Source organism: Pseudoalteromonas sp. MMG006, from assembly GCF_018101025.1.
Lineage (GTDB): Bacteria > Pseudomonadota > Gammaproteobacteria > Enterobacterales > Alteromonadaceae > Pseudoalteromonas.
This window is the reverse complement of the sequence record NZ_JAGJEJ010000006.1, coordinates 1-12388: the sequence shown is the minus strand read 5'-3', so window position 1 is coordinate 12388 and position 12388 is coordinate 1. Positions and strand designations below refer to the sequence as shown.

Annotated in this window: 8 protein-coding genes; 6 read left to right on the top strand and 2 right to left on the bottom strand. The window is 40.8% G+C overall.

Annotation, left to right across the window (positions count from 1 at the left end; translation table 11 throughout):
- Positions 1 to 5: 5 nt before the first annotated feature.
- Positions 6 to 944: a LysR family transcriptional regulator gene (locus tag J8L73_RS07980; protein ID WP_211016015.1), complete on the bottom strand. Its 939-nt coding sequence runs from the start codon at positions 942 to 944 to the stop codon at positions 6 to 8.
- Positions 945 to 1063: 119 nt separating this feature from the next.
- Here J8L73_RS07980 and J8L73_RS07975 point away from each other — a divergent pair, with 119 nt between their 5' ends.
- The 5 genes from J8L73_RS07975 to J8L73_RS07955 all read left to right on the top strand — a co-directional run bounded on the left by J8L73_RS07975 (position 1064) and on the right by J8L73_RS07955 (position 10377).
- Entirely contained in the window at positions 1064 to 2233 is a 1170-nt protein-coding gene (locus tag J8L73_RS07975; RefSeq protein ID WP_210999673.1) for an efflux RND transporter periplasmic adaptor subunit, read from the top strand.
- Between the two features lie 9 nt (positions 2234 to 2242).
- Positions 2243 to 5395, top strand: coding sequence for a multidrug efflux RND transporter permease subunit (locus J8L73_RS07970; RefSeq protein WP_210999672.1), 3153 nt, complete (start codon positions 2243 to 2245; stop codon positions 5393 to 5395).
- Positions 5388 to 6800, top strand: coding sequence for a TolC family protein (locus J8L73_RS07965; RefSeq protein WP_211016013.1), 1413 nt, complete (start codon positions 5388 to 5390; stop codon positions 6798 to 6800). The genes J8L73_RS07970 and J8L73_RS07965 overlap by 8 nt, the downstream gene beginning before the upstream one ends.
- A gap of 10 nt (positions 6801 to 6810) precedes the next feature.
- A complete protein-coding gene (locus J8L73_RS07960) occupies positions 6811 to 7839 on the top strand; it encodes a zinc-binding dehydrogenase (protein ID WP_210999670.1) in 1029 nt (342 codons plus the stop codon).
- Between the two features lie 282 nt (positions 7840 to 8121).
- On the top strand, positions 8122 to 10377 hold the full coding sequence (locus J8L73_RS07955) for an acyl-CoA dehydrogenase (RefSeq protein WP_211016006.1): 2256 nt from the start codon (positions 8122 to 8124) through the stop codon (positions 10375 to 10377).
- 184 nt (positions 10378 to 10561) lie between these two features.
- Here J8L73_RS07955 and J8L73_RS07950 read toward each other — a convergent pair whose 3' ends face one another.
- Positions 10562 to 11524, bottom strand: coding sequence for an integron integrase (locus tag J8L73_RS07950; protein ID WP_211016004.1), 963 nt, complete (start codon positions 11522 to 11524; stop codon positions 10562 to 10564).
- 250 nt (positions 11525 to 11774) lie between these two features.
- Between J8L73_RS07950 and J8L73_RS07945 the strand changes: the two genes are divergently transcribed.
- Positions 11775 to 12383, top strand: a complete 609-nt coding sequence (locus J8L73_RS07945) for a hypothetical protein (protein ID WP_211016003.1) — start codon at positions 11775 to 11777, stop codon at positions 12381 to 12383.
- Positions 12384 to 12388: the final 5 nt, after the last annotated feature.

Sequence of the window (12388 nt, the reverse complement as noted above, 5' to 3'; positions counted from 1 at the left end):
TATTTTTAGTACATTTGTTCAAAGTTTGGAATACCATTTTCCCAAATTGGTTTGTCTTTTCCTAAGTGTTCTCTAACCGCATCAAAAAATAAACGGGTTCTTACCGGTAAATCACGATGTGGATAAACCGCATACATAGCACTAAATTCCATTAGTTTTACATCAGTGAGTATGGGCACTAGCTTTCCTTGCGTTATTTCGTCACCAATAATAAATGCAGGCGCTACAAAGTAAGTGGTGCCAGAGAGCGTTTTCATTAATAATGATTCCGCATCGTTTGCTCTAAACACACTTTTTATTTTTTGCTCGCACTGCTCACCCTTGCTATTAAAGTAATCAATCCCTTCTACCCTAATTGAGTTACTGGCATAACTTGCAGCGGGTAATTGAGCTAAATCTTCCATGGTCTTTGGCATACCGTATGTTTCTATAAACTCAGGGGCAGCTAAAATAAGTAAGCGGTTACGTGCAATCTTACGAGCAATAAGGGAGGAGTCTTTGGGCTCGCCCACTCTAAATGCTAAGTCAAACCCTTCTGATACTATGTCTACTAACTTGTCGTCTAAACGTAACTCAACTTCTACTTGCGGAAAGCGCTTTTGAAAATCGTTAAGTACAGGTTGCAAATAACGTCTGCCAATAAGCGTGGATGAGGTAATTTTTAACACCCCACGTGGCTCTAAATGATAATTTTCGGCCATGCGCAAGGTTTCGCCAAGCAGCTCTCTTAATTCACTGGCTTTTTTAATCATTTCGGCGCCTGCCGCTGTGAGCGAAAATGAACGGGTGGTGCGGTTTAATAGCCTAACCCCTAACTCATCTTCTAAGCGGCTAATTTGTTTAGATATAACAGAGCGATCTATGTTGCGAATTTCTGCCGCTTTAGCAAAAGAGCCTTGTTCAACTACTTCGAGCAACATTAAAAGCCGGCTTGTTGTATCCATTGTGACACCTTGAATAAGTTATTGATGCCATTTTGGCATTAATGAATTTAAAAATCTACGGTGTTTGTACACGCGTTTAATCCGTATTATGCAAGGCTAATCAACAATGGAGCGTCTTCATGAACAAACATCTAATTGCTGCTGCACTTACTGCGGCAACATTAACACTTGCAGGTTGTGCTGATGAGAGCACAGCTCAGTCAGCCCCCGCACAGCAACTTCAACCAATTGATGTAGCACAGGTGCTTGTTAAACCAGTACAAAGCTGGCACACATACACAACACGTTTAGAGTCTCCACAAGAAGTTGCGCTAATGCCAAGAGTATCGGGCATTATTGACAGTATTGAATTTAATGAAGGCGATGTGGTTAAGCAAGGCGATGTATTATTTCAATTAGATGCTCGTCCATTTAAAGCAGTTGTAGCAAGCTTAAAGGCGCAAATTACAAGTGCAGAAGCGGCGCTTGAACAAGCTAAAAGTGAAGACAAACGTGCAGTACGCTTATTAGACCGTAAGGCAATCTCTACAGAGCAAGCACAAGCACGTACCTCAACTTTACGCCAACGCGAAGCTCAGCTTTTGGCATTAAAAGCACAGCTTACATCAGCAGAGCTAGATTTAGAGTTTACGTCTGTTGTTTCTCCTATTAATGGCATTATTTCGCGCGCCAATATTACTAAAGGTAATAACGTACTTGCCGGCCAAAGTGTTTTAACGTCAATTGTGTCAAACCAAGCTATGTATGCTTATTTTGACGTTGACGAACGTACATGGAATAGCTCGTTTAATGAGGTAACAGCTGCGAGTCGTCAACCGGTTGTAATGCAAAAAGTAGGTCAAAGTGATTTTGCATACAAAGGCTACATTAACTTTATTGATAATCAAATTAACTCATCAACAGGTACATTACGTGTTCGTGCGGTATTTAATGAAGATAGCAATCAGCTACGAGCGGGTTCATTTGCACGCATTAAATTAGCGGCTAATGAAATAAGTGAAAAAGTAATTATTCCTGAGCGCGCTATTGGTACCGATTTAAAAAATCGTTTTGTGTTAACGGTTGGCGAAAACAACGTACTTGAATACAAACTCATTACTGTAGGTGAGCGATACGGTGCTTTACGTGCGGTTACTTCAGGCCTCAGTGAAGGTGATGTAATTGCAGTAAATGGCCCTGCGCGCGTAGGCCCAGGCATGCCAATCTCTCCACAAACAGTAACAATTGATACAAGCGGTGTTGCATTTACATTGTCAAACGACAACGCACAACTTGTGGCTAAGCAATAAGGTTTATTGATGAAATTTTCGCATTTCTTTATACAGCGCCCAATATTTGCGGCAATGCTGTCGTTGGTTATTTTAATTGCGGGTGGTATTTCACTATTCCAACTACCAGTAAGTGAATATCCAGAAGTGGTTCCGCCTACAGTGGTAGTTACTGCCAGTTACCCGGGTGCAAACCCTACTGTTATAGCGCAAACGGTGGCAACACCACTTGAGCAAGAAATTAACGGTACTGAAAACATGTTGTATATGTTTTCGCAAGGTACGAGTGATGGCCGCATGACACTAACGGTCACCTTTGCGTTAGGTACCGATTTAGACCGTGCTCAGGTTCAAGTACAAAACCGCGTAAACAGTGCGTTGCCACGTTTGCCAGAAGAAGTACAACGTTTAGGCGTAGTTGCTGAAAAATCATCACCCGATTTAACCATGGTGGTGCATTTATATTCACCTGAAAAAACGCACGACACCGCGTATTTATCAAACTATGCTGATTTAAACATTAAAGATGAAATTGCACGTTTACCGGGTGTAGGTGATATTCGTATGTTTGGTGCGGGCAAGTACTCAATGCGAGTATGGCTAAACCCAGATGCACTTGCTGCACGCGAATTAACAGCAACAGATGTAATAACAGCGCTTCGCTCGCAAAACCAGCAGGTTGCAGCCGGTAGCTTAGGTGCACAGCCAATTTCAAACGACAGTCAATTTCAAATATTGTTAAACGTTAAAGGACGTTTAAACAGTATTGAAGAATTTGAAAACGTAATAATTAAAGTAGGTGACGAAGGCCAATTAACACGTTTATCTGATGTAGCACGTGTTGATTTAGGTCAAGACACTTACTCACTTCGTGCTGAGCTTGATAATCAACCAGCACTTGCAATGCCAATATTTCAACGCCCGGGTTCAAACGCTATTGAGCTTTCTGATCAAGTACGCGAAACAATGGCGCGTTTATCAAAAGATTTCCCAAGCGGTGTTGAATACGACATTGTGTACGATCCAACTGTATTTGTACGTGGTTCAATTGACGCGGTAATTGCCACTTTGCTTGAAGCAATTGTACTGGTAGTTATTGTTGTTATTGTATTTTTACAAACGTGGCGTGCATCGATCATCCCGCTAATTGCAGTGCCTATTTCACTGATTGGTACCTTTGCAGTAATGCAGTGGTTAGGCGTATCAATTAATACCTTGTCGTTGTTTGGCTTAGTACTGGCCATAGGTATTGTTGTAGATGATGCGATTGTAGTTGTTGAAAACGTAGAGCGTAATATTGAAAATGGCTTATCACCGCTTGAAGCAACACGTGTTGCAATGAGCGAAGTTACAGGCCCTATTATTGCTATTGCATTAGTACTAAGTGCCGTATTTATTCCAACGGCGTTTATTACCGGGTTGTCTGGTCAGTTTTATAAGCAATTTGCGCTTACAATCACAATTTCGACCATTATTTCTGCGTTTAACTCACTCACGTTGTCGCCTGCGCTTGCTGCATTGTTATTAAAATCGCACGATGCAAAACCAGATGCGTTCACGCGTTTACTTAATAAATTGTTTGGCCGTTGGTTGTTTGACCCGTTTAACCGCGTATTTAACCGTGGTGCTAAAGGGTACGAAAAGCTGGTACAAAAACTAATTCGAATGACTGTAATTGTAATGGTTGCATATATTGCACTGGTTGGCGGCACAATTAAGTTATTTGATACCGTACCAGGTGGCTTTATTCCACAGCAAGACAAGCAATATTTAGTTGCAATAGCACAGTTACCAGATGCGGCAAGCCTTGACCGTACTGAAGATGTATTAGCGCAAATGCAACAAATTGCATTAGAAGTACCAGGCGTTGCACATACTGTTGCGTTCCCAGGCTTATCGGTTAACGGTTTTACAAATAGCCCTAACAGCGGCATTGTATTTACGCCACTTGAAAGCTTTGATGAACGTACCGACCCAAGTAAATCTGCAATGGCAATTGCTGCACAGCTAAACCAGCGTTTTGCTGCCATTGATGAAGCTTTTGTAGCGGTTTTTCCGCCACCGCCAATTCAAGGTTTAGGCACAACGGGTGGTTTTAAACTGCAAATTGAAGACAGAGCAAATAAAGGGTTTGAAGCATTATTTAATAGCTTACAAGCTGTTATTGGTAAAGCGCAGCAAGATCCTGCATTAATGGGGCTTTACTCAAGCTTTAGAATTCAAGTTCCACAAATGGATATTGATATTGATCGTGAGCAAGCGCTTATTCAAGGTATTCCACTTGATGAAGTATTTAATGCACTGCAAATTTACTTAGGCTCTGTGTATGTAAACGACTTTAATATGTTTGGCCGTACGTACCAAGTAAATGCACAGGCTGATGCTGACTACCGTAAAGATCCAGAGCAAATACTTAATTTAAAAGTACGTAATCGAGCAGGTCATATGGTGCCGTTAGGTTCTGTATTAACGGTTACACCAACCATTGGCCCTGACCGAGTAATGCACTATAACGGTTACCCAAGTGCCGAGCTTAATGGTAGCCCAGCTCCTGGTTACAGCTCTGATCAAGCACAAATTGCTATTGAAAAAGTACTCGCCGATACACTGCCATCGGGTATTGAGTACGAGTGGACAGAGGTAACGTACCAGCAAGTACTTGCTGGTAACACCATGGTTTACGTATTCCCGTTAGTTGTACTACTTGTATTTATGGTACTTGCAGCACAGTACGAGAGCTTACGTTTACCACTGGCAATTATATTAATTGTACCGATGACTATTTTCTCTGCTTTATTAGGTGTGTGGTTTGTTGGCTCTGACAACAACATATTTACCCAAATAGCGCTAATAGTGCTGGTGGCCCTAGCATCTAAGAACGCGATATTAATGGTTGAATTTGCAAAAGACAGACACGACTCAGGATTATCGCACTTAGAGGCAATACTTGAGGCATGCCGTATGCGTCTGCGCCCAATATTAATGACGTCTATTGCATTTACAGCGGGTGTTGTACCGTTGGTGCTTGCTACAGGTGCGGGTTCTGAGATGCGCCACGCTATGGGTAACGCGGTATTCTCAGGGATGATAGGTGTAACCGTATTTGGTTTGTTATTTACGCCGGTGTTCTACATGCTAGTAACGAGGAAAAAAGAGAGCGCGCAGGAGAATACTCATGACTAAGTTAATGCAAAAAAGGTTTAAAACTAGCCTAACAGTCAGTGCGGTTTTAGTGGCTTCGTTTTTAGCAGGGTGTGCAAGTAAAATAGACACAATAAGCGAGCAAAAAGCGGTTAACGACTTTGTCGCTCAAGCTAATATTGCTAGTAACGTAAGCGTTGCTGATGAAACAAACTGGTGGAGAAAACTTAATTCTGATCAGTTAAATGAACTTGTTACTGGTGCGCTTGCAAATAACTATAATTTGCAAACAAGCCAGTTAACACTTAAAAGTGCATTAGCGCGATTAGGCGAGCAAAAAGCCCAATATTTACCTCAAGGTGGCGTAAATGTTGGCGCAGCTCGAAGCGATGCACCAAGCGTGTATGATCGCCAATCAAGTGCAAACGTTGCACTTGATTGGCAACTAGATTTATTTGGTCGTATAACGGCGTTGGTTGATGCAGCAAATGCATCGGCCATGAGCCAAGCAGAGCAAGTACGTTTATTGCAAATTGAAGTTGTTTCGTCGGTGGTTAAAGGTTTTGTAAGCTATCAGGGCAATGTTGAAAAACAACACATTGTAGCGCTTCAAATAGAAGCCCTTGAGCAAAGCATTGACGTTTTACAGGCACGAGTTGATGAAGGTGTCGCTAACGAGCTCGATTTAAACCGTACTATGGCGCAGCTTAGGCAGCAACAAGCACTTATGCCAGCCATTGAGTATGCAAAATACAGCGATTTATCTGCCCTTGCAGTACTCAGTGGTAAGCTAGCGAAAGACATTGCTATTGAAAACGAGCAAAGCGTGCTTGAGCGAGATTTTAGTGTAGCACTAAAAAACGCTAACAATGCCATTGCCTTACGCCCAGACATTAGCCGCGCATTGTTTGATTTTAGCCAAGCAAACAGTTTAAGTGTTGCAGCGAGTAAAGCACTATTACCTGATATTAGCTTATCAGCATTTGCTGGGGTTGTGAGTATAGACAGCACAGGCTTAAAAAATACCGACCAACAATGGCAAGTAGCGCCACAGTTACAATGGTCATTATTAAGTTACCCCGCTTTATTAGCACAGCGCGATGCGCAGCAGTTTTTAAGTGAAGCTGCTTACAGCGATTATCAACAAATAGTACTAAAGGCATTAAGTGAAAGTGAACTTTCACTGCAAATGTTAGTCAATCAAGCACAGCAAAAGCGTTTTGCAAATGAGCGCTATGACTTTGCTAATAAAGCATTTTTACAAGCACAAGCAATGTATGAAGAGGGCCAAATTCCTTATCTTGAGTTGTTAGATGCGCGTCAGGATGTTTTAATGGCGCAAGAGAATGCTGTTGAAAAAACGATAACTTCACTGCTTGCTAAGGTAAATGCATACCAGTCATTTAATGGCCAATGGAGTTATGCGTTAAACGATACTACTAAGTAGAGTTATATTGATGCCAAAAACTGATAATTTACATAACTACGATATACCGCAAATTATGCGCGCTATTGTACTGCCAGAGCCAAATCAAGCAATTAACTTAGCTGATGTTGAAGTGCCTGTACCAATATGTGCAGACAACGAGCTGCTAGTAAAAGTAGAGTATGTTGGATTAAATCCAGTTGATGGCCACTTTGCTAAAACAGGCTTTTGTAAATGGCAGTATCCACATATTTTAGGCCTAGATGCCGTAGGTGTTGTGGTTAAAGCTAATAAAGGGGTTTTTCCAAATGTTGGCCAGCGCGTCATGTGGCATGCCAACATTGGTGAGCAAGGGGCTTTAAGCGAATACACTAAAGTACCTAACTTTGCAGTGTCGGTTGTACCTGATGAACTGAACCCGGCTATTGCAGCTACATTACCGTGTGCGGGGATGGCTGCACTTATTAGTTTAGATAAAATTGATATTACTGAGGGTGATACGGTTTTGATCGAAGGTGGCTCAGGTGCCGTTGGTCAATTTGCGATTCAATACGCAAAGCAGCGCGGGGCAGATGTATTTGTAACTGCATCAAAGCGTAATCATAAATTGGTTAAACAACTAGGTGCTGACGCTGTTTTTGATTACAACGACAAAAAGTTGTGTGAAAAAATACGCCGCGAGCTTGGCCCGCAAGGCTTTGATGCTGTTATTGATACGATAGGTGGAAACACAACGCTTCGTAACATTGAGCTTATGCGTTTTTGTGGACGAATTGCTTGTTTAAATCCGCTGCCAAATTTTGAGCAAGACTTAATGTACCATCGAGCACCAAATATAAGCGTAGTGTCAATTGGCGGCGCATGGCTTGCTAACAGTTTGTGTGCGCAGCAACGCTTAAGCTTTATGGGCAATTTATTACTTGAAGGGGCGGTTAATGGCGACATTAAACACCCAGACATAACGCCTGTAGATTTTAGTGCTGAGTCGGTATCGCAAGCGCTTAACAAACAACTTGCAGGCGGCTTTACTGGCAAGCAAATTGTTAAAGTTGCTCGATAAACAACCTAAAAAGTTAATTGCAAACGCAGCCGTATTTGGCTGCGTTTTTTTATGCCTTTAAAAAATACAAGCATAATGGCGAACATTTCATCGTTTTATCCTTTATCCATACAAAATTTATATATTTCAGAGTACAGGTGTAAGCCTTTTTGTTTCAACAGTTTACGTCTTCGTAAAGAAAATAAATTGAAAAAACTGTTAATTAATTGAATAGAGTAATTGATCTAAACGATTTTTTATGACGTAATGTAGGTATTATTATCTGGTCGGATGAGTTCAATCATGAGTTTACGTACAAAACTAAAAAAAGTATTACCAAGTATTTCAATCACTGAACAAGAAGCGTTAGACGCAGGCGATGTGTGGCTAGAAGGGTCTATCTACCAAGGTAAACCGGATTTCAGCGCATTACGCGATGTACCTGCAGCTACACTAAGCGCAGATGAGCAAGCATTCCTTGACGGCCCAGTAAAAGAGCTACTTGGTATGATTGACGATTCAGTTATCCAAAATGGTATTCACTTACCAGATGACATTTTAGAGTTTTTGAAAAAAGAGCGTTTTTTCTCGCTTATCATTCCTAAGTCGTTTGGTGGTTTAGAGTTTAGCCCTTATGCAAACTCTACAATCGTGGCAACTATTGCAACTAAAAGCTCAGCAGTTGCGGTGACCGTAATGGTTCCTAACTCGTTAGGCCCAGGTGAGTTATTACTTCACTTTGGTACGCAAGAACAACAAGCACATTACTTACCACGCCTAGCAAATGGTACAGACATTCCATGTTTCGCGCTTACAAGCCCAGAAGCGGGTTCTGATGCGGGTGGTATTCCTGATGTGGGTACTGTTACTAAAGGCTTATACAACGGTGAAGAAGTTCTTGGCCTTGAAATCACGTGGGACAAGCGTTACATCACACTTGCACCAATCGCTACGGTACTTGGCTTAGCTTTTAAGGTTGTTGATCCAGATGGCCTACTTGGTGGTAAAGAAAACCTAGGCATTACTTGTGCGCTTATTCCAAAAGAGCACCCAGGTGTAGAGCTGGGTAACCGCCATGACCCTATGGGTATTCGTTTTTACAACGGTACTACACGTGGTAACAAAGTATTTGTACCAATGGACTTTATTATTGGCGGGCAGAAAAACATCGGCCGTGGCTGGCAAATGCTGGTTAGCTGTTTAGGCGCTGGCCGTGGTATTTCTCTACCTGCGCTAGGTGTGAGTACTTCGCAAGTAGCATTTAAATCAGCATCTGAATACGCAGCAGTGCGTGAACAGTTTGGTTTAGCCATTGGCCAGTTTGAAGGTATTCAAGAAAAGCTAGCCGACATTGCAGGTAAAACATACCTACAAGAAGCAATGCGTGTACTTACAACTGAAGGTTTAGGCATGGGCTTAAAACCATCGGTAGTAACTGCAATTGCTAAATACCACATGACAGAGCTTGGCCGCGACGTGCTAGATTCAGCTATGGATATTCAAGCAGGTAAAGCAATCCAAAATGGTCCGCAAAATACACTTGCGAGCGGTTATGTTGCACAGCCAATTGCAATAACGGTAGAAGGCGCGAACATTCTTACTCGTAACCTAATGATCTTTGGTCAAGGTGTTATGCGTTGTCACCCATATTTACAATCTATGGTTGAATCTATCTATAGTGAAGACAAAGGCGCAGATAAAGAATTTAACGGCATTTTACGTAAAACAATTGGTTACAGCACAGCAAACAGTTTACGTGCGTTCCGTTTAGGTGTTTTACCATTTACTGCAAGCGCTAACTCTGATTTACCAGAAGTACGTGAATACGAAAAAGCAGTGCACAAGTTATCAGCTAAATTAGCGGTTTATGCAGACTTCTCGTTACTTGTACTTGGCGGTAAGTTAAAACAAGCAGAAATGCTTTCTGCACGTTTAGGCGATGTTATGAGCTTTTTATATGCGGCAATGGCATCAATCAAATACTACGAGCAAAAAGTAGCAAGCAGTGAACGCGAGCAAGCAGCGCCGTACTTCCATTACGCAACGCGTTTTGCTCTACAAAGCGCTGAAGAAGCACTGCATAAGTTTTTAGATAATTTCCCTGCAAGTGGTACTCGTAAGTTTATACGTTTTGTAACTATGAACTACTCAACTAAAATGCCAAAAATTAGCGATGACTTAATTCGCGAATTAGCTAAGCAAGCCCAGCTTGATACTGCATTTAAAGCGCAAATTACGCATTTAGTTAAACCAGTAGAAGGCGATGGCCATCATATTAATGAGCAAGCTTACAAAGCTAAAATGGCATCACTTGGTGAGCTGGCTAAAGTTAAAAAAGCATTACGTGCTAGAACAATTAAGCTAGGTGCGCGCTTTAACATCACGCTTGATAACGCACTAGCTGCAAACGTAATTACTCAAGCTGAGCATGCCCAGTTAATTGATTACAACATTAAACGTGAAAAAGCGATTCGTGTAGATGAGTTCGACTTTGACATGAACCTACTAGATGACAACGCACAACCAGTTAACCCACTTAAAAGTGTAGTTAACCAATAACATTAAATTCAATAATGCAAAGCGCCCGCGGTATCGGCGCTTTTATTTTTGAGTAAAAAATTAGTGTGGAGCCCCGCTTGTGTAAAAACAAGCGGGGCTTTTTTATATGTTTTTTAAAGTAGAAACAGGTGGCTGTATTGATTTTTAAGCGAGTATGTATGTGTAGAGCATTAAAGAGGGACGTTTATAATCTTGAAAAAGGGCTAACAACCCCGTTAGCACCTTGCTGCAATACATGGGTATATATTTGCGTAGTACGCACATCACTGTGACCTAGCTGTGTTTGTACTGTACTAATATCAGCGCCGCTTTGCAGTAAGTGCGTAGCAAATGAATGGCGCAAAGTATGTGGCGTAACGTGTTTATTAATATTTGCATCAAAAGCGGCTTTTTTAACAGCGCGTTGTAATTGCTTTTCATCAATATGATGGCGCCTTAATTGCTTACTCTCAGGATCAAGACTTAATTTATGTGATGAAAATAAATATTGCCAGCCCAGCTGTCTATTGTGGTTTGGATATTTTTTACGTAATAAATGAGGCATGTAAGCGCCGCTATACAAGGGGTTTTTCAAATCTAATTGCAGGTAACTATCAACTAATTGTATTTGAGAACGTAATTGCGGTGTGAGCTCTACTGCAAGCGTTACAACACGATTTTTGCCTCCTTTGCCTTCCCAAATTCGAATGCAGTTATAGTCAAAGTCAATATCGTGTATCCGTAAACGCAGTACCTCCATTAAGCGCATACCGCTACCATAAAGTAATCCACAGGGTAAATAATGCTTTGCAGAGCACACTTTAAAAAAATTATTTATTTCTTGCTGCGTTAAAACTACCGGTAGTTTAGTTGCTCGTTTGCTCTTAATAAAACCTAATGATAATGAGAGTGGCTTTTTAATCACTTCTTTAAATAAAAAGCTCAACGCATTTAAGGCTTGCGCTTGAGTGTTAGGAGCAACATTTTGTTGGTTGACAAGGTGGTTTAAAAAAAGTTCGACCTCATTGTCTCCCATCGTTGTAGGGTGCCTCATAGAGTTAAAGCGAATAAACGAAGCTATCCAGTATAAATACGCTTTGACGGTACTTTTAGCATAACGCTTTAGATACATTTGTTCGGCTATCATAGTTAAAAAAGGTGATTTCATGATATGAATCTCTGGCTAAAGTTAACTGTATATATAGACAGTGCTTGTTGTTTTGTCCAATATTACTGATCTCCACCATTTCGGTACATTTTCGCACTGATTAAAAATAATTTTCAGTTAACTAATTGTTTACAGGTGTTTATTTGATGGTTAAGATAAATGCATTGTAATATATGGACATTTGTCGGTTTATAAAACGACAAATGTCGTAGACAAAATTGTTAGGCTACCAATTGGATCCATCTCACTTATGAGTATTGAAGAAACAATAAAATCACAAATTGAAGGTTCGATAGTTAATGATAGATATCTTGAATCTATCGCTATTACATTATTTAATGAAGCTAAAGTAACCGCTGATGGTTATATATTTAAAAAGTTAGTTCCAGCTATGACATTTTATTGCTTTGCTCTGGAATCCAAACTGAATACATATGGCAAAGAAGTTTTCGGCGAACATAAGTCGTTATATAAAAAATTTACCAGTGCAACATTGTTAGGTAAGTTTGATTGGCTGTTATCCAAAATGGACGTTGAGGAACATGAAATTTTAACAACTCATCGGGATACCATAAGTAATATGGTTACTTTTAGAAATGCTGTTGCCCATTCAAAAAATATCGACTTTACAGAAGAGCGGGAACTTATCGGGTTAGAAAATTTTGGTGATAAATATTTAATCGCCCCAACTCACGAAAAAGATTTTATGGCGCTTCGATCCATAGAGAACTGTGAGCTATTTAAGTTAAGTTACGAATTTCTTGAACGTGTATGGTTAGTACAATCGCCTAAGTATTTCGGAAGTGTAGATATTATGAGAGGTATGGGTATCTCTAGTTCAATAGTAGTCGGAAGATAGTAGCC